Raw genomic sequence first — 21,026 nt, 5'->3', positions numbered from 1 at the left:
CGTTCCGCCCGTCGATGAGAAAGAGCGTTGTCCTTTCTTTCCTTTCCATCATGCTCATCGCCCTTCTTCTGGCCCCCTCGGCGGCGGCCCAGGGCATAAATGTCGTCGATGTGCATGAAGGCTATGACAAGATCGATGAGGCCTCCCATTCGGTGTCCTTCACATGGGTCGTCTACAACAACGACACCGTCCCCTATCTGATAGAGGCCGATGCGGATATCGGAGTGGACGGTTCGGGCGTGGCGCCGAACGACGTCACCGTGGACATCAACCAGAACTACACCGCCCTGAACCCCGGGGGGAGCAGACAGGTCGTACTGACGGTCACCGCCGACCGGTCGGCCTCGAGCACCGACTTCCCTGTGTACGTCAACCTCACCCTGACCAACCTTGAAACTCCGACCCAGGCGCTGGAGGTTTCCAAGGTGGCGAACGTTCATGTGACCGCCCTGTTCGAGTCCAGCGGCAACAAGATCTTCGGGATCTGGGATAATACTCTGCCCGAGCCGTTCGGCAATGTCTGGTGGTCGTTTATCATCACCGTTCTGCTATGGGTGGTCATCGCTTCGGCGATCTACTTCATCGTCGACCCCATCATTCACCAGTTCACCAAGAAGACCAAGACCGACCTGGACGATCGCATCCTGGAGATCACCAGGATGCCCATCTTCGCCCTGATAGTCACCTTCGGACTGGTGGACTCCCTCGCCATCCTCGACATATCCCAGGACTGGCACTTCACCATCATGCAGATGTACGAGGTGGTGGTCGTCCTCGTCGTCGCCTATACCGCTTTCCAGATATTCGATCGGGTGGTGATCTTCTACGCCCAGAGGTGGGCCACCAAGACCGACACGGAGATCGATGATGTCCTCATACCTCTGCTCCAGAAGGTCGGCATCATCGTCATTCCCCTCGTCGGAGTGGTGACCGTGCTCGGCATCCTGGGAGTGGACGTCACCCTGCTGGTAGCGGGAATGGGGGTCATCGGACTGGTAGTAGCCTTCGCAGTCCAGGAGACCTTGGGAAACCTCTTCGCGGGGATGCAACTGCTCCTCGACCGTCCGTTCAAGGTCGGCGACATCGTCGAGCTGGAATCGGGGGAGATATGCGAGGTCAGGAAGATCGGCCTCCGCTCGACCACGATGTACAACACCGCGGACCACGAGATCATTGTTGTGCCCAACAACGATGTGGTCAACAAGAAGGTCGTGAACTACTCCCGCCCAGACCACCACCGCTCCATGAACTGCGAGATCGGGGTCGCCTACGGAACCGACCTCAACCGGGTCAAGGAACTGCTTCTCGACATTGCCATGAAGCATCCGGACGTGATCAAGCAGGAGGGACAGATGCCATATGTCCGCCTGAGCAAATTCAGCGATTCCTCGGTGGACTTCAAGCTGTGGTACTGGGTGGACATAAAGAGCATGTGGAGGGTCGCCTCCGAGGTCCGCCAGGCAGTGTACGACCGTTTCAACAAGGAGGGCATCGAGATTCCGTTCCCCCAGAGTGTGGTGACCGTCAAGAACGGCTCCCCCACGCCCTAGGCAAACCCCTTCCCCCTTTCTTTTCACCAACATATTTCTAACCTCGAGTCCATTCTCAGATACCGCAGGTTGTGCAGATGGACGTCTCAACAGCGATCAGGACGCGGAGGAGCATTCGCAGGTACAAGAGGAAGGAGATCCCGGACGCCGAGCTCAAGGAGGTCCTGGAGGCTGCCCGCCTGGCCCCCTCAGCCGCCAACCGCCAGGCCTGGGAGATGATCGTGGTCAAGGACCCCAAAGTACGGGCGGAGCTTGTCCCGATGTGCAAAAACCAGAAGTTCGTGGAGGAATGCTCCGTGTTCCTGGTCGCCATCGAAGATCCGGCCCAGAAGTGGAGCCGGGTGGATGCGACCATCATGCTCGACCATATTACCCTGGCTGCCCATGACAAGGGCCTAGGTACCTGTTGGATCGGGGCCTTCGACAAAGCTCAGGTGGGCGCCCTTCTTCAGGTTCCTCCCGGGAAAGAGGTCATGGCGTGCTTGACGCTGGGATATCCGGATGAGGATCCCGACGCCCGTCCCCGAAAGCCATCGGAAGAGCTACTGTACCTCAATCGGTATGGCGTGCGGCCATGAGGCTGACCCACGAGGAGGATATCGGCTGCGAGAAGAGGGCCGGTCAGAAAGGGTTCGTGCATGCGTGCGATCTGCTGGACGAGGAGAACTTCCTCCTCGGTGTAAGATATATCGAGCCCAACTCGGTCGTTCCGCAGAAGCCCCACAGGCATCCTCTCAAGCAGGCAAACTATATCATCGAGGGCTCAGGAACGGTCACCAATGGTACGGATACCCTGACCTTCCGCCAGGGGGACATCCTGCTCATGGAGGGCAACGAGGAGCACTATTTCTCGACCACCTCCGGTATCAAGATGATCGAGATCCGCTACCGATGACAGCTACGTCCACAGTATATATTCATCTATTCTCGGATTAGATAGCGGAGCATGCTCCCCAAGAAGTCGTTGTTGGGACATGAACGTGACATATGGGCCTGAGTGGCCATGCGTTTCATCCTGGGCTGGATGCTGGTATGGGCATTCTTCGATAAGCTCCTGGGTCTGGGCTTCGCCACCCCACCGGGTCAGGGCTGGATCGATGGCGTATCACCTACCACCGGCTACCTCAACTTCGGGACGGGGGGCCTGTTCGGCGACTCCTTCTCCGCCCTGGCCAATAATGTGCTCGTGGACGCCGTCTTCATGGCCGCGTTGATCCTGCTGGGAATGGCGTTGTTGCTGGGGATCGGGCTCAAGATCGCCGCGGTCGGTGGTTCCCTGTTCTTCGCCCTGCTGTGGCTGTCGAACTTTCCGCCGGCGAACAATCCCATCGTCGACGAGCACGTGATCTATATATTCGCGCTAATCGGGATCGCTCTGTCTAAGGCCGGTCGGTACTTGGGGCTGGGCAAGCGCTGGGCGGAGAGTAGGATAGTCAGGCGGTTTACCTTCCTGGAGTGAGACCCGGGAATCGGTAAATACCGGGGAGTGGGTCTCCCGACCGATGCTAGATGCGGCCTGCGAGGGTCCCGACATGGTCTCCCTAGTCCACAGGGCGGTCGGCCAAATACCACCAGGCATGGTCTCCACCTTCGGAGACATTGCTTCGGCATTGGGCGACAGGGTGGCCTCCCGAGCGGTGGGGGAGGTTCTATCCCGCTACCCGGCCCTCCCGGGCACGCCGACCCATCGTGTCGTCCACGCTACTGGACGGCTCGGGCCCTCGGGCGAAGCGGGAGAGAGGGCGGCATGGGTGCTGTCAACCGAGGGGGTGACGGTAGTCGGCGGGATGGTGAGAGATATAGAGGCCATCAGGTTCACCGACTTTCACGTCGACGCCCTGTTCGCCTCCATGAGGGCGGAGCAGGAGACGATCAGGGCCAAGGTTATCGACTATGATGATTTCGACCCCCTTCGTTACGTGGCGGGGCTGGATGTCTCATATTCCGGACACCAGGCCTTCGCGGCCCTGTCTGTCCACGACGCCTCCACCGGCGATACGATCGAGGAAAGAACGACAGAGTGCGTTGTTCGTTTTCCCTATGTCCCTACATACCTGTCGTTCCGCGAGCTCCCAGTCCTACGCCCCCTCATCACCAAGAGGGCGAACACCATTTATCTGATCGACGGCCATGGGGCCCTACACCCCCGGGGGGCAGGGATCGCCTCGCACATCGGAGTTTTGATGGACGTACCCACAGTGGGCGCGGCCAAGAGCGGCCTGGTCGGTAAGGCCTCGGAGGCCGTTGATGGTAGGGCTCCCATCATCCTCGACGGTGAGGTAAGAGGATACCGCATCGGAAGCGGTACGAAAATGACTTACGTCTCGGTCGGCCACCGAGTGTCCCTAGGGACGGCGGTGGCCCTATGCGAACGCCTGCTGGTCAAGGGCATACCCGCCCCCCTGCAGCGGGCGCACGACCTCGCCGGTCTGGTGAGGAGGTCATCGTCATGAGGATCGTGGTGTTCGGGGCCGGCGGGGTGGGCAGCCTGCTGGGCGGGCTGCTGTCGACCCGTCACGAGGTGACACTGATCGGCCGGAGGGAGCATGTCCGGGCCGTAGAGGGGGACGGATTGAGGCTCAGGGGCACAGTAGAAGGAGTCTTCCGCCCCACGGCCAGGGAGGACGTCTATGGGCTGGGCAGCCAGGATGTGGTGCTCATCACGGTGAAAGCGTATGACACCGACGCCGCGGTGCGGGAGGTAACCCCGCTGGTCGCAGGACACACCCTGGTAGTATCGGTGCAGAATGGCCTGGGTAACGCCGAGAAGCTGGTTCGGGCCTATGGTTCGCGGGCGCTGATCGGGGTCCCGGTGCTGGGAGCAAACTGTCTGGCCCCGGGCGAGGTCCAGGTCTCCGGCCTCAGGGAGGTGATGATCGGCTCCACGGTGGGCCAGCACGGCCATTCCATGCGCCTCGGCTCCCTGCTGACCGAGTGCGGGGTGCCCGCCCACATCTCCGCCAATATCATGTCCGAGGTATGGGCTAAGGCAGTGATCAACGCGGCCGTTAATCCCATCACTGCATTAGTGGGCAAGGAGAACGGGGCCCTTCTCCGCGACGACGGCCTTCGCCAGCTGTCCCGGGCGGCATGCGCGGAAGGGGCCAAAGCGGCCGAGGCTAACGGCATCACCCTGGGGGACGGAGACTTTTTCGACCGAGTCCAGGAGGTCATCCGGACCACCGCCGGGAACCGCTCCAGCATGCTCCAGGACATCGAGCGGGGGAAACGGACGGAAATCGAAGAGATCAACGGCGCTCTCGTCCGCGCTGGCGAATCGAAGGGTCTGGAGATGCCGGTCAACCGAGCACTTTGGGCGCTGGTCCGGGGGAGACGGTGACCATGTATTTATCTGACCGGAGCGTTCTCAGATACTGAGAGCATGGTTGACGTCAAGGAACTGGCCAGGCAAGCAAGGGAGCTGAACGAGAAGGGCCTCAGCGATAGGGACATCGCCGACGAGCTGCACGTATCGGTGGACACAGTGCAGTACCTGATCGAGCAGGGGGAGGACGGCGGGCTGCCGCCCAGCGACGTCAAGATCGGGTGGCGCACCCTGGGGGTCAGCGGGACGCGCATCGCCCTGATGAGCGACATCCTCACCGACATCATCATCGAGGAGCTAGGCAAGACGGGCGGGGACGCACAGGCGGTGCTGGGCATCGCGCTGAACGGGGTCCCCTTCGCCACCTACATATCGGAGCGCCTGGGGCTTGATCTGGCGGTGTACAAGCCGCCCATCGAACGGGGGAAGGCCGGCGGATCCATCTCCGCTAACTACGCGTCCATCGCTGGAAAGCGCACCGTGATAATCGACGATGTCATCACTACCGGAGCTACCGTGGACGAGGCCATCAAGGATGTCCGGCAGGCCGGGGGAGAACCGATCCTTGTGGTGGTCATCGTGAATAAGAGCAGCAGGAACGAGATCGGCGGGGTGCCGATGAGGGGCCTCATCCGGGCGAGGTCCATGGGCGGGACCATACTGGGTGGTGGACCGCTGCACTCCTTCCCCTACCACTGACATGGTCGAGACGCGGGATGTCTGCGAAGGCTCGGCCGCCCTAACCAAGGAAGACCGTGCCAAGATCGTCTCCCGCATCCACTCCCTACTTTTCTGGGTCGGAGAGATGATTCCCCAGGAAATCCGGCTCGAGAATCGCTCGGTCCCCCTCCGGGATGTGGTGTTCAGGTTCATCATGAGCGAGTCCCCCTCTGACCAGGAGCGTAAAGACGTCGCCCGCCTGGCCCAGATGCTTGACCAGCAGGTCAAGGAGATCGAGACCGAGATCAAGACAGGAGACGTCACCAGAACCCAGGCCTGCGAGCTGATGAACGAGGCTCGCTCCTACCTCCGGGCTGTGGACGAGCTGCGCACCGCCTCGGGCAAAGACGCGGAGCTGAAGCGCCATGCCCTGATGACCCGAGTGGAGGACGCTCGGCGATGGAAGCGGTTCGTGGAGAAGGTCAGGTGAACGGCCGCCTTTTTTCACTACGAAAACTATTAGTGAAATACGATTATCGTATCGACCCAGGTCAACCTTATAATACATAGTTAGCGTAGATTAGGGGAAGAACGCCCGCTTCTCCGGATATTTTCGCCTAGGCCTCATCCTCCCGCAATTAATTTTATAAGACACCTATGGTATCATCAAAATGCCTAAGGAATTCGTAGGAAACATATCAGGAGGAGTGAAACCCGTGATCGACCATTTGGACGAGAAGATCATCGAGATCCTTAAGAAGGACTCGCGCAGGCCCTTTGTGGACATCGCCAACCAGCTCAAGGTATCGGAGGGCACAATACGCAGCAGGGTACGGAAGCTGGTGGATGATGGGATCATCCAATCCTTCACCATCAAGACGAGCAGCAAGAACGTCAAAGCCATCATCGAGATCAAAATCAACGTGAACGTGAACACATCGGACGTCAGCGCCAAAATCGCGCGGTTCGAGGGCGTATCAGAAGTGTTCGAAGTAACCGGGGAGGAGGACGTCGTGGCCATCATAGATGTGACCTCATCTCCTCAGCTCAATGAGATCATCGAGCGCATCAGGAGGTTCGACAACGTTCAATCGACGAGGACCCGCCTGATCCTCAAGGAGCATTTCGGAGGGGTCTAAGGTGTTCTCTGGCTGTGGCACTGCCCTCGTCACCCCGATGCTGAAGGACGGAGGGGTCGACGAGGTGGGGCTCCGCGAGCTGGTCAGGCTCCAGGAGGATGCCGGCATCCGCATGCTGGTCCCCTGCGGTTCGACAGGCGAATCGGCGACCTTGGACCATGATGAGCACCTCCAGGTCATCGGCATCGTCATCGACGAAGCCAAGAAATCAAAGATCATCGCCGGCACCGGCTCCAACGCCACCGCCGAGGCGATCCACCTCACCAAGGGTGCTAAGGACCTGGGCGCGGACGCCGTGCTCTCAGTATCGCCATACTACATCAAACCTACCCAGGCGGGCATCATCAAGCACTATCAAGCAATCGATGCCGCGGTGGACATCCCCACCATAGTGTATAACATCCCAAGCCGCACTGGGTCCAACATCACCGCGGGAACCATGCTGCGCCTGGCGGAGATACCCAGCATCATGGGGGTGAAGGAGGCCTCGGGGGACATACACCAGATCGCCGCAATTGCCGCCAAGGCGCCCAAGGACTTCACCGTGCTCTCAGGGGACGACGGCATGACCGTACCGGCGATGGCAGTAGGAGCGAGGGGCGTGATCTCGGTCGCCTCCAACATCGTGCCAGGGAAGATGCTGGCTATGGTCCAGGCCATGCTCGACGGGGACGGACCGGAGGGAAGGCGCATCCACAAGGAGCTCATGCCCCTGCTGTCCGCGCTGTTCATTGAGACCAATCCCATACCGGTCAAGACCGCGGTCCGGCTCATGGGCAGGCCAGCGGGACCGTTCCGCCTGCCCCTGTGCGACATGAGCGCGGAGCACCTCAACGTCCTCAAGGGCGTGCTGGCCGACTATAATCTGATCTGAGGTGATCGGGTGATCCGGGTGGTTGTGGGCGGCGCCACCGGCAGGCTCGGCCGGCTGGTGTGCGAACTGGTGGCGGAACAGCCCGACATGGAATTGGCGGGCGGAGTGGTGTCGGCGGGCAGCGAGAGCGTGGGCCTTAGGCTGGCGTCGGGAAAGGAGATCATCGGGGCGGACCGCCTGGAAGAGGCGGTGAGGGATGCCGACGTGTATGTCGACCTCACGGTCCCGGCCGCCGCCGAGGCCAACCTGCCGAAGGCGCGGCGTAAGGGTCTGAACATGGTGATCGGGACCACCGGCTTATCGAAGGATGCGATCGCGGCGCTGGAGACATCACTGCAAGCAAACGGTGGGGCGGCCGTGCTGACCCCCAACTTCTCGGTCGGGGTAAACGTGTTCTTCAAGACTTGCGAGAACCTTGCCCGCGCTCTGCCTGGTTACGATGTTGAGATCATCGAGGTCCACCACAACCTGAAGAAGGATGCGCCCTCGGGCACCGCTCGCCGGGCGGCCGAAATTATATCCCAGGCTGCAGGCATCGACCGCATGGTCTGCGGCCGCGAGGGGATGGTCGGGGCACGGGGTAAGGAGATTGGCATACATGCCGTTCGCGCTGGCGATGTGGTCGGGGAACACACAGTAATGTTCGCCGGCCGGAAGGAGAGGATCGAGCTCACGCACCGGGCCCACTCGAGGGAAGCGTTCGCCGAGGGCTGCGTGATGGCAATACGATGGGTCGCGGGAAGGCAGGACGGACGCATTCATTCAATGGAGGAGGTTTTGGGACTATGATCAAGGTCATGAAGTTCGGGGGTACCAGCGTGGGGAGCGTGGACGCCATGGAGCGGACGGCCTCCATTATCGGAAGGGACGATGGGAGGAAGATCGTGGTCGTCTCGGCCATGTCCGGGGTGACCAACTCGCTCATCGGGAGCATCAGGGACCGCCCTCCGGTGGACGAAGTTGTATCCGGCCTGAAGGGCAGGTACTCCTCCAGCGCCAAAGTGATCCTGGACCCCGGGCTGTTCGCCGAGTACGGGGAGGCGCTGGACTCCAGCCTGGACGGGCTGCGCAGGGCGCTGATAGCCCGTTGGAAGGTGGCCGCCGACCCCATTCTCGACGACGCCATCTCCTCGTGGGGCGAGCGTCTTTCGTCCCTCACCCTGGCATACATATTGCGGTCCAAGGGCATCGACGGCATCCCCCTGACCTCGGAGAAAGCGGGGATCATTGCCTTGGGCACCCCGGGCAACGGCTCGGCCGATCTTGACGCCACCCATCGCAACCTGCGGAACAACGTGCTCCCGCTGCTTGAGGAGGAGGCCACCCCGGTGCTGACCGGTTACTATGGCTGCGACGAACGGGGTCGCCCCATGACCTTCGGAAGGGGCGGGTCCGACTATTCAGGGAGCGTCGTCGCCTACGGCATCGACGCGGACTGCTGCGAGATCTGGACCGATGTCAACGGCTTCATGACTGCCGATCCTCGGGCGGTGCCCTCAGCTAAGTGTATCGGTGAGATGGACTACAACGAGGCGGCTGAGCTGGCGTACTTCGGGGCCAAGGTCCTGCACCCCCGCACCGTGGAGCCTGTAAGAAGGAAAGGTATCCCGCTGATGGTGAAGAATACCTTCAACCCTGACGCCCCGGGCACAATGATCCGGGGGCAGAAGAGCAACGGGGGGGACATGCTCAGGTCAGTGGCGGTCAAGTGCGACCTCTCCATCGTGAAAGTGTACTCGTCGGAGATCGTCTACCAGCCAAGCCTCATCTCAAGGCTGGTGGGAGCCATCTCCGATGCAGCGGTGAACACATATGCAGTCTCGACCTCACTGTCCACACTGGCGATGGTCATACCGACCCCGTCGGTGGATGAGGTGCTCAAGAGGATCGATTCACTGGACGAGCAGCAGGTGGAGAAGCTGACGGTGAAAGGGAACGTTTCGCTCATCTGCTGCGTGGGGGATAACATGCTGAACATGCCCGGCGTCTCGGCCAAGGTGTTTTCCGCTGTGGCTGACATAGGGGCCAACATCGAGATGATATCCGAGGGCGCATCCGACGTCGCCCTCAACTTCGTCGTGCCCAGTGAAAAGGCGCTAGACGTGGTAAGGAGCATTCACGGAACGTTCATAGGTGACTGATATGAGAAAATTCGAGTGCGAGGATGGACAGATGCTCATCGGGGGCGTGAAGGCGACCGATATCGTGAAGAAGTACGGCACCCCGGTCTATGTGACCGACGAGGATGCTGTTCGCAGCAACTACCGCGCGGTGTTCGACGCATTTCACAAGCACATGCCCACCAGGATCAACTATGCTTGCAAGGCAAACACCAACCTATCGATACTGCGCATCCTGGAGCAAGAGGGGTGCTGCATCGATGCCGTGTCAATCGGCGAGGTAGAGGCCTGCCTTCGCGCTGGTTACAGCCCGGACCGCATCATGTACACCGGCGTCAACGTGTCCACTGCCGAACTGAAAGCGGTGGCTGCGCTTAGAGTGCCGATCAACGTGGACTCGTTCTCCGAACTAGAGCGCCTGGCCTTGATCGATCCCAACCTGCCAATCTCCATCCGGGTGAATCCCGAGGTGGGAGCCGGCCACCACGAGAAAGTGGTGACCGGGGCGAGGTCGACCAAGTTTGGCATTCCCAAGGACCGCATCGTGGCGGCGTACGCCGAGGCCATCCAGCTGGGCTTCCGCCCCAAGGGGCTCCATTGCCACATCGGGGCCGGCGTCCAGGTGGTGGAGCCATTCGTACAGGCCACCGAGGTCCTGGTGTCCATCGTGCAGCGGCTGGAGAAGGAGCTCAGCCTGCACCTGGACTTTGTCGACATCGGCGGCGGGATCGGCATCCCCTACCATCCGGAGGATCATGCCATGGATCTCGACCTGCTGGCGGAGAAGATCACTTCACTGGTGAAGAGCGGCACTTCGGCCAAGACAATCGTGCTTGAGCCCGGGAGATACATCATCGCCGATGCTACAGTTCTCCTGACCACCGTGGTGGATGTTAAGGAAACCCCGGACAAGAATTACGCAGGGGTGGACGCAGGGATGAACACGCTAGTGCGTCCAGCGTTCTACGGCTCCTTCCACCATGTAGCGGTGGCCAACAAGTTTGACCAGCCTGGGGAGGTCACCTATGACATCGTCGGCCCGATATGCGAGTCCGGGGACCACCTGGCCAAGGACCGTCTTCTGCCCAAGGTGGAAGAGGGCGACGTTATTGGCGTGTACGATGCTGGTGCCTATGGGTTCTCCATGAGCTCTAACTACAACATGCGCCCGCTTCCTCGCGAGGTCCTAGTCCACAAGGGAACGGTCAACCTCATCCGTGAGAGAGAGACGATCGAGGACCTCATGCGCAACCAGCGGATCCCCTCGAGGCTGATGCTGTGATCTTCTGGAAGTACCATGGCCTGGGCAACGACTTCATCCTGTTCGAGGACCGGGACCGGAAGGCCCCGGCCTCCCCGGACGCGGTCATGGCACTATGCGACCGCCGGACCGGTATCGGCGGGGATGGCATCCTCTATGTCCGTCCGGACAAGGAGGCCGACGCGTACATGAAGATCATGAACTCCGACGGGAGCGAGGCGGAGATGTGCGGCAACGGCATTCGCTGCGTCGCCAAGCATCTGTACGATTTCTCCTTCTCCCCTCGCCGGAGAATGCGCATCAACACCCTGGCCGGAATGAAGGAGGTCGATGTCGCCGCCTCAGCCAACGAGGCCACCGAGGTCTCGGTGGGTATGGGTGCCCCGCGCCTGGACTGCCGGGACATCCCTATGGGGTGCGAGGGCCGGTTCGTGGACCGGGATATCGAGATCGACGGCCTGAGCATACGCGGGACAGCGGTGAGCATGGGGAACCCCCACTTCATCATCTTCCAGCCGTTCTCCGACGACGAGGTCCGGGAGCTCGGACCGAAGGTCCACTCCCATCATCTGTTCCCCCGGAAGACCAACGTGGAGTTCGTCCAGCCGAGGAACGGCTACCTCGACGTCACGGTGTTCGAGCGAGGGGCGGGATGGACCCAGGCATGTGGCACCGGGGCCTGCGCCACCGCGGTGGCGGCCGGGCTGAAGGGCATCGCCCCCCTCGGTTCCGACGTCAAGGTCCGGTTACCCGGAGGCGACCTTACGATCAACGTTATGAAGGACCTGTCCATGGTCCGGATGACCGGCCCTGCCACCCGCGTGTTCCAGGGCGAGATAGATATCTGATGAAGGTGAGAGCATGTCAAGCGAGTTCGCTGACCGTTTGAAGAAGATCCCGCCCTATCTGTTCGCGGAGATCGAGGAGAAGGTCGACAGAAAGAAGGCCGAGGGCCTGGACATCATCGATCTCGGCATCGGGGATCCCGACCTGCCGACGCCCCAGCCCCTGGTCGAGGAGATAAAGAGACAGCTGGATGACCCTGAAAACCACCGCTACCCCTCGTCCGGGGGGGAGCGCGACACCAGGGTCGCCATCGCCGAGTGGTACGCCCGGCGCTTCGGCGTCGACCTCGACCCCGACCGAGAGGTCGCTATCCTCCTGGGCAGCAAGGAGGGCTTGGCCAACATTGCCCGGGCCTTTGTCAATCCTCGGGACCGAGTACTGTGCCCGAACCCCGCATACCCGGTCTACGCCCAGGGGGCGACCCTCCTGTGCGACGCCCAGCCGGTCAAGGTCCCCCTGTACGAGAAGGACGGTTTCCTGCCCGACCTGAACGCACTGCCCTCGGACGCCAAGATGCTGTTCCTCAACTACCCCAACAACCCCACCGGAGCCACGGCCACAACGCAGTTCCTCAAGGAGGCCCTGCGCTGGTGTGAGGAGACCGAGACCATTCTGTGCTACGACAACGCCTACTCGGAAATGACCTTCGACGACTACATCGCACCGTCCATATTGGAGCTCGGCAGGGGAGCCATCGAGTTCGGCTCGCTGTCGAAGACGTTTAACATGACCGGGTACCGACTGGGGTATGCGGTCGGCGACGCCAAGCTGGTCGCTGGCCTGAAGAAGGTCAAGTCGCAGATCGATTCCGGAGCCCCAAAGTTCATCCAGAAGGCCGCCGCCGTGGCCCTGGGCGAATACACCGGCCGGCAGAGGCCAGCCATGGTCGAAGCGAACGTGAAGGTGTACCAGGAGCGCCGAGACGTCATGGTCCGCGGCCTGCGGAACCTGGGGTTCGACATCAAGCTGCCCAAGGGGACTTTCTACCTGTTCTTCAACGTCGGGGGCAGCTCGATCGAGTTTGCCAACCGCATGCTAGAGGCTGGCATCGTGGTGACTCCAGGCATCGGGTTCGGGGAGAACGGAGAGGGCTTCGTGCGCATGGCCCTGACTCAGTCGGTGCCGAGGCTCGAGGAGGCGCTGGAGCGGATGTCGAAGGTGCTTTAAGCCTTCTTGCACTGCTTCAGGGCCTCGATCGCCGGCAGGGGCTTGCCCAGGATGAAGGTCTCCAGGGCCCCGCCGGCGGTCGAAACATAAGAGAACTTTTCCGCCAGGCCGAATCGCTCGGCCGCCCCCACGGTGTGCCCTCCGCCTATGAGCGTGAACGCCTTGGAGTGGACCATGGCGTTCATCATCTCCCTGGTCCCGAGGCAGAACTGCTCCTTCTCGATGAGCCCGGCGGGGCCGGACATGAAGATCGTCCTCGCCGGGGCCAGCACCTTGGCGAACTTGGTCATCGAAAACTTGCCGATATCGAAAATGGGGACATCGATGGGCAGATCGCCGACCATCATGTCCCTCCTCTGACCGTTGATCTCCACCGCCACGTCGAACGGCAGGAGGATGCGTTCCCCATGCTCCTTGAACAGAACCTTGGCTGCCTCCAGGGTCTCCGGCGTTAGCTCGCCCTCCAGGATCTTGGTGGAAGGCGCACCCAGCTTGATCCCCCGGGCTGTCAGGAAGGCGTTGGCACTGAGCCCCACGAGGATGACCCAGTCCGCCGTGCCACTTTTTAGCAGCCGCTCGATGACCTTTATAGAGTCGCCGAACTTCGCCCCTCCCAGAATGAACACGGAGGGATGCCCGGGGTCGTCGAACACTGACTGCAGGGCGTTGAGCTCCTTCTCCATGAGCCTGCCCACCGCCGAAGGTAGTACCTTGGGAAAGCCGACCAGGGAGCACTGGGAGCGATGGGCGGTGGCGAAGGCGTCATTTACGTAGTAATCGGCGAGAGGGGCGAGCACGGTGACCAGTTCGCATCTGGCGTGCTCGTCCATGCTCTTCTTCTCCTGTTCGTACGGCAGCTCACGCACATTCTTCAGCAGTATGGCGTTACCTGGGGTGAGAGATCGGATCTCGTTGACCGCGACCTCACCGACGATGTCGTCGATGTACCGCACCTGCTTCCCTAGGTACTTGGATAGGTGTACGGCATGCTTGTCCAGGGGCCCGAAGTCCCAGTCTCCCGGCCGCCCTTGGTGAGCGATGATGACGACTTTGGCCCCTTGGTCCAGGAGTTCCCTGACGGTGGGAATGATCTGCCGTATGCGATTGTCGTCCTCGATCTCCAGAGTGTCCTTGGCCAGGGGGCAGTTGATATCCACCCGCAACAGTACAGTCTTGTTCTGGAACTCAAAATCATCGAGCGTGTTGAACAGCTTCATCGTGATCCCTGCTAGCTTGGACTGGCGGTGTGACCACCATATTGCATGATTGAAATAACCTTTTCTCCCTGCATCATTGCTGGCAGGGACATCGGGCATTCACTACTGCCTGCTAACCAGGGCAGCGGGTGAGCGCATAATCCTCAATGTGCCATAAGCTCAATTATTGCTGATCAGGAGTTTTCCTGTTTTCTAATGGAGACAGAATGCCGATCTAATTCCAACTGCATTTAGGCAATAGTTTTATTTAAGGCCTTAAAAAATGACCATACAGCCTCCCTATTGGTAGCTGTGCCGCAAGGACGCTCATCCTTGTTGCCCATAGATTCCCTCAAATCCACTTAGGCCAGTAGGGAGGCTTAGGTTATCGAAACCCATTATACCTGTTTAAAGCTTTTCCCGCACGGTCCATGAACTTCATTCGTATCGATCAATTTCAACAATTATGCAAATCTCCTGATGAATAGAAGTTCCACCGTCTCCAACTTTCACATCAAGCGTATCGAGATTATTCTTCCGCTCTTTTCAGAATCGTCCAGTGCAAGCCGCATTTTTCATTCTTTATCCCTTCTATTCGTGACGAGACCTCCGCACGAGGGACATCGGAATGGGGAGCGATCGTCCTCGAGCAAAGCGGCATCCTTCATCGAACCTTTCCAGCCACATGTCGTGCAGTATGCTTGACGGACGCTATGCTGCCATGCCTCGTTCACCGGGTCACCGTATTCCCCGACCACCCAGCGCCTTCCTTTTGTGTAATACCTCCCGCAAATCGGGCAAACCATGCTGTGACCCTTCTCCCGATCCTGAAGCCAAGCGATGATCTCCTGGCATCGGGAGCAGCCATTTCCCATGACACGAGAATCATGAACGTCAGGAGATAAATATTACGTACAAAATATATTTTTTAATCATCACGGTTGATAATAATCGATCTCGCGCCCAACCTTACTGCTACGGCTTTCGTCCCAGATGTGAGTGCGTATGGGCTCCATCTCTACTCCGGAGACTACTCCTCTGTTCCCATACACCTGGCCGTTCGTGCTCCGGTCTGTGCTTGAGCCTCCCAGCAACTGGCATCGTGGATAGGGACCATCGAACGAATACGATATGATGTCATGGAAGCATGGGCCATATGCGACCCTTGAAGAATTCAGAGAATCTTCGCCACTGTTATACAACGCAAATCTATATATTTTGAAATAATAATATTTCCACAGGGGAAGCACTCAATGGACATATTGTGCGTAGATGATGATGAAGAGCTACTGTATCTGACAAAAACGTTCCTTGGCGAAGGCGGCTCGATCAAAGTGACTCCGGTAACCTCGGCCCCCTCAGCCCTCGAAGTGCTGAAAAAGCAGAGGTTCGATGCCATCCTTTCCGATTACTACATGCCGGAGATGAATGGGATCGATTTCCTGAAAACGCTTCGAAAAGGGGGGGACCAGACCCCGTTCATCTTCCTTACCTGTAGCAGGAGGGAAGAGGTGATTAGGGAAGCGGTGAACAACGGTGCGAACTCCTACATCCAGAGGGGGGTTGATGGAATGGCCGCGTTCAAGAACCTGAGAAGTACTTTGATACAGCTCTCGCAGAAGCAAGAGCTGGAACGTAAGTTTACCAGGCGAGGCCAGAGCCCGCAGACGGTGGTGTACGATTCTCTTGGAGCAACATCCCTGTTCCGTTCTGGTATGCTCGTGCACGCCAACATGGACTGCGCTCACCTATTCGGATTCAAGCGGGTGGATGACATGATGGACGAGCCATCGCTCGCCTGGGCCCTGCCCGAGATGCGCGATGAGGTCCTGGACAGGTTGCTGAAGCTGGAGCTCAGGAGCACCACCAATTTCATCCACGTAATGCCGGTGCAGCGGGTCAACGGCTCGCGGTTCAAGGCCATGATCAACGAGATCCACGTGGAGCTCGAGGACGGACCAGCATGTCTGACCAGATACTGGGATATCTCCGATCAGGCGAGATATCATGGGCCGATCCACGCTTGATCGGGCCTGGAACCATACTCCAAGAGATGGACGGTGCATAGCGAAATCGCCCTCATGTGAAGGCAGCTACCCATCTCATCGCCCCTCCCCTTCCGTCCGCGACGATGCCGCCGAATGACGGACCGTGCAATGGGAAGCGGTCGATCTTGAGGAGCGAAACGTTCTTCATCTGCCCTCCGAGCGCCATTAGGCGCAATATGCCCTCCGACTGAGATACTGCCACTCTCGTTGGCCATATAGCCGGCTCCATCCAGAACGCATAGTCATCCAGGCTGCAATGTTCCGCGGATCGAACACCTGACGGTGCGACCCTCCCACCGCCTGTACCAGTGGCCACATTTATGCCGGCGCCGTGCCATAGAGGGCCGGATGAGGATGCTACCCTGCTGCCACCGGCTACGGCCGGAGGAGGAGAGCTTTTGCTGGCTTGAGTCCTCGCTCAACCTGGAGGAGGGCCCGGCCCTGGTGTTCCGCGGCGAGGAGGAGGGGCGGCCGGCCAGGTGCACGGCGTCGCTCGCCGCGGTGTGTCCGTTCCGGGAGTGGACCGCCATGAAGGAAAAAGCGGCCATGGTCTCCTGCCCCCACTGCCAGGGGCGGCACCGCAATGGCTCGAACTCCCAGCAGCTGTGCGAGGCTTGGAGCGCCACCAAGAGCGCGCTCGCCCGGCTGCGGAGGGAGCTTCCAGAGGGACACCGCTTCTTCAAGGACGGGACTACCGTTCCTCCTTACGAGGAGGGTACCACCCCCCTCATCCGCCGGCTCGTTTGGCAACGGTTACAGCCAGCCATACTGAGGCGGGACCGTTACCGGTGCCAGGACTGTGGTGTGGACTTCGGTGCCCGCCGCCGCAAGGTGTTCGACCCCAAGCTCCGCCGCGGGAAGGGCGGGTATCGATGGGAGTCGCTGGAGGTGCACCACATCATCGCCCGGTCCAACGGGGGCTCCGATCATCCGGGGAACCTCAAGACCCTTTGCCCGGCGTGCCATTCTTTATACACCTTGGAGCAGACGGCGATACGGACAGCCGACCGCAAGGAGAGAGCGGCAATGCTGCGTGCGCTCGAGGACGCAGGCTACGGGGACGAGGGCCTGAACGATCCGATGGACTAGGCCAGCGTACCTCCCGTCCTCGTGGACGACCAGCATTTGTGCGAAATGGATAGGAATAACCTAAATACACCAAGCAACTTGTGAGGACGGATGTACCGGGATGGACAGGTGCAGACCTGGCCTTTCTTGGAGGGAACCAATTGACCGATACGGCCGCATTGGAATGGATCATATTTTTTGCAGTCATCGCTGCGATGCTTGTTCTGGATCTGGGGGTGTTCAACCGCAAGGCCCATGTGATCAGGCCCCGGGAGGCGCTCCTTCAGGTCGCCCTGTTCATCAGCGTCGCCATTGCCTTTAACTTCGGAGTATATACTTGGATCGGGTCCCAGGCGGGCCTGGAGTTCACCACCGGCTACCTCATGGAGCTCATGTTGAGCGTGGACAACCTGTTCGTGTTCGTCCTGGTGTTCGCCTCGTTCTGCGTGCCCACCAAGGATCAGCACAAAGTGCTCTTCTACGGCATCCTCGGGGCGCTGGTGTTCCGCATGCTATTCATCCTGGCAGGTGTAGCCTTGGTCACCGCATTCTCGTGGGTCCTCTACATCTTTGGCGCGTTCCTGATCTTCACCGGGATCAGGATGGTCACGGGGAAGGAAGAGAATAAGAAAGTGGAGCCGGACAGGAACATCATGGTCCGCGCCTTCCGCAAGCTCATGCCGGTCACCAAGGACTATGAGGGCGACAAGTTCTTCGTCCGCAAGCCCAACACAAAGGGCAAAATGGCTCTGTGGGCGACCCCCATGCTCGTCGCCCTGTTAGTGGTGGAGACCACGGACATAATGTTCGCCGTGGACTCCATACCTGCCATCCTGGGCATCACGACCGACACATTCATTGTGTTCAGTTCCAACGCCTTCGCCATCCTCGGCCTGAGGTCCATGTACTTCGCGCTCTCGCACATCATGAACGCCTTCTGCTACCTGAAGTATGGTCTGGCAGGGATCCTGACCTTCGTCGGCGTCAAGATGCTCGTCTCTGACATCTACCACATAGATGTGCTCGTGTCGCTGGTGGTCATCGTGCTCATCCTGGGGGCGGCCGTCGGGGCGTCGTTGATCCGGAACCGGAGGATCGAGGGGCAGTCGAAGGAGCTGAAAGCGCAGCGTCCGGAGGAACCGTCCTGTCCCGCGCTCAGGCAGCTGGACTCGACGGAAGAGGGCGGCGTGCAGAGCGAGGAAACGTCCTGCCCAGGCTTGAAAAAACTGGAAGAAATGGAAAAGTAACGAGGAGGACGGCCATCCGCCCCGTGGTCAAAAAAGCGGCCGCGGGCGGCCTTTTTCACTTCCCGATACCCAGGCTCCTGTCGGTCTTCTTGATCGACTTCATGCCATCAGGCTCGAGCTTCATCATCGATCGGATGCAGTCGATGCTCTCCGGGACCACATCGCTCTCCTGGTGCACGCCCTGGTAGTAGTACAGGGTATTGCCCACGACCTTGACCCCATCCTGCCACACCACAATCTCCATGAAGTCCCCGCGTTCGCGCTTGAGGTCTCTCCCCAGCTCCATGATGTTTGCGGTGCTCTTGATGCCGTCCTTGCCGCTGACGAACTTGACCCGGGGGACGTTATCCCACACCGCCAGGACATCCTGGTCCTTGGCCTTCTTCCGGATGTCGGCCACGATACAGTGGACGTGCATCAGAGTGGTCGGGGCCTTAACCGCCATGGTGGTGATGTTGAGCCACGGCATGATCGTCTGGACATCCGGGCCGTGGTGTGTCGGTAGCTTGAGAGACGGTTCCAGGGAGTTGAGGGCAGAGCCTTTGTTGTCCGCGGGGTCCGCGCCTCTCCTGACGATGGTGGCGGAGACCTTGTCCAGCCCGAACACCTTGTCCAGTGGATAAAGGGTGCGCACCAGGCCGGTGGTGTTGCACGACACCACCCTGGCGTACTGGGCGCCCCATGCCTCATTGTAGTTGGCGAAGGCGTTGAACGACACTCCTGCCAGGCCATGGTCCTCCCCTCCCTGGAAAATTGCCTTGACCCCTGCCTTCTCGTAAAGCGCCTTGTAGTCCTCGGCCACGCCCCCGGGGGTGGCGTCGACGATTATGTCGACCTTGCCCAGCAGGTCCTCTATGGTGCCTGCGACCTTAATCCCGTCCTTCTCGAAAGTCGCCACCTGATCGGAGGTGGCCGTGTACAGAGGGAAGCCTTCCATACCCGCCAGCCTGGCCTCGTAGGACGGCCTGGTCTTGGTGACCCCTACAATCTCCATGTCATCCTGGGCCTTCACCGCGCAAGCCACACGCTTGCCGATGGTCCCATAGCCGTTGATACCGACCTTTACTTTCATGTAGACTTCTCCATACGCTCCATCCCCGGGGATGGCTGCCATCTGCCCTAAGGTCCCAGACCGGGCATAGTGACAAGGACCATATGATCACAGGATTTATTTTTTACCAGGTAGCCTACGAGATGCTTGGCCGTGCCTCTTCCGCGCACCCGGGGCTAAAGGGCCTGGCGGCAAGGAATACAGCCTCGTCCATTCTTAGCGATAGACTACTATAGTCGCCCTACCCTCGCCCGCTCGTGAGGAGCACATGAGACGCCTGATGGAAGCGGATATCCTGAGGACCGCGGCCATCGTGCTGGTCGTCCTCACCCATCTGCCGGACTACTTTCCCGTTCCCGGCCTGCAGTCGTATACCGTTTACACCATTGTCTTCGGCAACGGCTTGTTCATCTTCCTCTCTGGATACCTTATTCATTCGAGCACCCGTTCCCGAACCCAAACCTCCCTCGCCTCGTTCATGGGCCACCGCCTCCTCCGCCTCATGCCGCTATACTGGGTGGCACTGGCGACCTTCGTCCTGCTCGTCGCCCGGCCGGACCTGCCGACCATGGTAATGCACGTAGCGGGCTTGCAGATCTTGCTGGCCCCGGCGCTGGTCACCCCCATGGCCACCCTGTGGTTCATCGGCATGATCCTGATCTTCTATCTCGTGTATTACGCGGCGATCCGCCCCGCGTCCGGCCCCCGGGCCATGATTGTCTTGGCGTGCGTTGCGCTCCTGCCTTTTGCGGCGATGCGTCTCACAATCGATCTCCTGGAGATCCGGTTCTTCCTCTACTACTTTGTATTCATGGCCGGAGCCGTGGCCTGCGAGAGCGGGTGGCTGGAGCGCGCTTCTCCTGATGCCATGACCTTCCCCGCGGCCCTCGCCATAGCCTCCCTAGTCATCTTCATTGTGGACGGGAGTCCCCTGATCGGAGAGGGGATCGGTCCCTCCGGCCTGAGCCTGGTCTTCTCCATGGCCGTCATCAACGTGATGATCGTCTGCTGGACCGTAACGGCATGGTTGGTCGCAAAGCGCATCGCGCCTCTCCTGCGCCCATGGGCCGCAAGGGCGTTCGCCGCCTGCTCCGTCGCCTCGTACTTCGTGTATCTGTTCCACCGACCTGCCCTTGTCGTCATTAGCTCGGTCCTAGGCCGGACGGGTCTGACCCCACTGACGGAGTACCTCACGGCTCTTCTCATCGTCCTCCCCGCCCTCTTCATAGTGGGTTATCTGGTGCAGGGATCGGTGGACCGGCTCACCAAGCAGCTGATCTCACGGCCGCAGAGCCGGCCGCAATGATGGCGGGCCGGACCACCGTGCCCCTTCGGAATTCGCAGTGAGAAAAGTCCGATATTATCGTTTTCGTCATTCAAAAAAATGTCAATCTGGCTCAGGTATTTCCGCCCGATAGACGCCCCGGAGGCTTGCGCATTCACATATAATTAAATAGGATGGTTTTGATTCCCG

The 21,026-nt window shown here is 60.0% G+C and carries 21 protein-coding genes; 19 read left to right on the top strand and 2 right to left on the bottom strand.

The window, feature by feature from the left end; translation table 11 throughout:
• The first annotated feature begins 14 nt into the window (after positions 1-14).
• From SA339_03580 to SA339_03510, 15 genes are all read left to right on the top strand, one after another.
• Positions 15-1,550: a mechanosensitive ion channel family protein gene (locus tag SA339_03580; protein MDW5562283.1), complete on the top strand. Its 1,536-nt coding sequence runs from the start codon at positions 15-17 to the stop codon at positions 1,548-1,550.
• 77 nt (positions 1,551-1,627) lie between these two features.
• Positions 1,628-2,128: a nitroreductase family protein gene (locus tag SA339_03575; GenBank protein ID MDW5562282.1), complete on the top strand. Its 501-nt coding sequence runs from the start codon at positions 1,628-1,630 to the stop codon at positions 2,126-2,128.
• Positions 2,125-2,445 (top strand): cupin domain-containing protein, encoded by a 321-nt coding sequence (locus tag SA339_03570; GenBank protein ID MDW5562281.1) that lies wholly within the window; start codon positions 2,125-2,127, stop codon positions 2,443-2,445. Before SA339_03575 ends, SA339_03570 begins: the two co-directional genes overlap by 4 nt.
• A gap of 108 nt (positions 2,446-2,553) precedes the next feature.
• Entirely contained in the window at positions 2,554-3,009 is a 456-nt protein-coding gene (locus SA339_03565) for a hypothetical protein (protein MDW5562280.1), read from the top strand.
• Between the two features lie 43 nt (positions 3,010-3,052).
• Positions 3,053-4,003, top strand: a complete 951-nt coding sequence (locus tag SA339_03560) for an endonuclease V (protein ID MDW5562279.1) — start codon at positions 3,053-3,055, stop codon at positions 4,001-4,003.
• Positions 4,000-4,890, top strand: a complete 891-nt coding sequence (locus tag SA339_03555; protein ID MDW5562278.1) for a 2-dehydropantoate 2-reductase — start codon at positions 4,000-4,002, stop codon at positions 4,888-4,890. The genes SA339_03560 and SA339_03555 overlap by 4 nt, the downstream gene beginning before the upstream one ends.
• 42 nt (positions 4,891-4,932) lie before the next feature.
• Complete coding sequence (locus SA339_03550) at positions 4,933-5,574, top strand: orotate phosphoribosyltransferase-like protein (protein MDW5562277.1); 642 nt, start codon at positions 4,933-4,935, stop codon at positions 5,572-5,574.
• Positions 5,543-6,025: a DUF5788 family protein gene (locus SA339_03545; protein MDW5562276.1), complete on the top strand. Its 483-nt coding sequence runs from the start codon at positions 5,543-5,545 to the stop codon at positions 6,023-6,025. The genes SA339_03550 and SA339_03545 overlap by 32 nt, the downstream gene beginning before the upstream one ends.
• Before the next feature lie 226 nt (positions 6,026-6,251).
• Positions 6,252-6,674, top strand: a complete 423-nt coding sequence (locus tag SA339_03540) for an Lrp/AsnC family transcriptional regulator (protein ID MDW5562275.1) — start codon at positions 6,252-6,254, stop codon at positions 6,672-6,674.
• Between the two features lies 1 nt (position 6,675).
• Positions 6,676-7,548, top strand: coding sequence for a 4-hydroxy-tetrahydrodipicolinate synthase (gene dapA / locus SA339_03535; protein MDW5562274.1), 873 nt, complete (start codon positions 6,676-6,678; stop codon positions 7,546-7,548).
• 9 nt (positions 7,549-7,557) lie between these two features.
• The gene (gene dapB / locus SA339_03530) at positions 7,558-8,337 is read left to right on the top strand and encodes a 4-hydroxy-tetrahydrodipicolinate reductase (GenBank protein MDW5562273.1); all 780 of its coding nucleotides are present in this window, start codon (positions 7,558-7,560) and stop codon (positions 8,335-8,337) included.
• Positions 8,334-9,689, top strand: coding sequence for an aspartate kinase (locus SA339_03525; protein ID MDW5562272.1), 1,356 nt, complete (start codon positions 8,334-8,336; stop codon positions 9,687-9,689). Before dapB ends, SA339_03525 begins: the two co-directional genes overlap by 4 nt.
• A 1-nt stretch (position 9,690) precedes the next feature.
• Complete coding sequence (lysA, locus tag SA339_03520) at positions 9,691-10,950, top strand: diaminopimelate decarboxylase (protein ID MDW5562271.1); 1,260 nt, start codon at positions 9,691-9,693, stop codon at positions 10,948-10,950.
• A complete protein-coding gene (gene dapF, locus SA339_03515; protein MDW5562270.1) occupies positions 10,947-11,777 on the top strand; it encodes a diaminopimelate epimerase in 831 nt (276 codons plus the stop codon). The genes lysA and dapF overlap by 4 nt, the downstream gene beginning before the upstream one ends.
• Before the next feature lie 13 nt (positions 11,778-11,790).
• Positions 11,791-12,942, top strand: a complete 1,152-nt coding sequence (locus SA339_03510; protein MDW5562269.1) for an aminotransferase class I/II-fold pyridoxal phosphate-dependent enzyme — start codon at positions 11,791-11,793, stop codon at positions 12,940-12,942.
• Here the strand turns inward: SA339_03510 and pgk are convergent.
• On the bottom strand, positions 12,939-14,159 hold the full coding sequence (gene pgk / locus SA339_03505; protein MDW5562268.1) for a phosphoglycerate kinase: 1,221 nt from the start codon (positions 14,157-14,159) through the stop codon (positions 12,939-12,941). The genes SA339_03510 and pgk overlap by 4 nt on opposite strands.
• A 1,232-nt stretch (positions 14,160-15,391) precedes the next feature.
• On the opposite strand from pgk, the gene SA339_03500 reads away from it, so the two are divergent.
• The 3 genes from SA339_03500 to SA339_03490 all read left to right on the top strand — a co-directional run bounded on the left by SA339_03500 (position 15,392) and on the right by SA339_03490 (position 18,501).
• Positions 15,392-16,165 carry a response regulator gene (locus SA339_03500; protein MDW5562267.1) on the top strand — a complete coding sequence of 258 codons (774 nt, stop codon included), beginning with the start codon at positions 15,392-15,394 and terminating at the stop codon, positions 16,163-16,165.
• Between the two features lie 369 nt (positions 16,166-16,534).
• On the top strand, positions 16,535-17,275 hold the full coding sequence (locus SA339_03495; GenBank protein MDW5562266.1) for an HNH endonuclease: 741 nt from the start codon (positions 16,535-16,537) through the stop codon (positions 17,273-17,275).
• A gap of 140 nt (positions 17,276-17,415) precedes the next feature.
• A complete protein-coding gene (locus SA339_03490; GenBank protein MDW5562265.1) occupies positions 17,416-18,501 on the top strand; it encodes a TerC family protein in 1,086 nt (361 codons plus the stop codon).
• A gap of 55 nt (positions 18,502-18,556) precedes the next feature.
• On the opposite strand, the gene SA339_03485 is transcribed toward SA339_03490, so the two are convergent.
• The gene (locus SA339_03485; GenBank protein ID MDW5562264.1) at positions 18,557-19,573 is read right to left on the bottom strand and encodes a type II glyceraldehyde-3-phosphate dehydrogenase; all 1,017 of its coding nucleotides are present in this window, start codon (positions 19,571-19,573) and stop codon (positions 18,557-18,559) included.
• 247 nt (positions 19,574-19,820) lie between these two features.
• On the opposite strand from SA339_03485, the gene SA339_03480 reads away from it, so the two are divergent.
• Complete coding sequence (locus SA339_03480) at positions 19,821-20,858, top strand: acyltransferase (protein ID MDW5562263.1); 1,038 nt, start codon at positions 19,821-19,823, stop codon at positions 20,856-20,858.
• Positions 20,859-21,026 lie beyond the last annotated feature (168 nt).

It is taken from the genome of Methanomassiliicoccus sp., assembly GCA_033485155.1.
Lineage (GTDB): Archaea > Thermoplasmatota > Thermoplasmata > Methanomassiliicoccales > Methanomassiliicoccaceae > UBA6.
The sequence above is the reverse complement of the archived record's forward strand: the minus strand, read 5'-3'. Positions and strand labels throughout refer to the sequence as shown.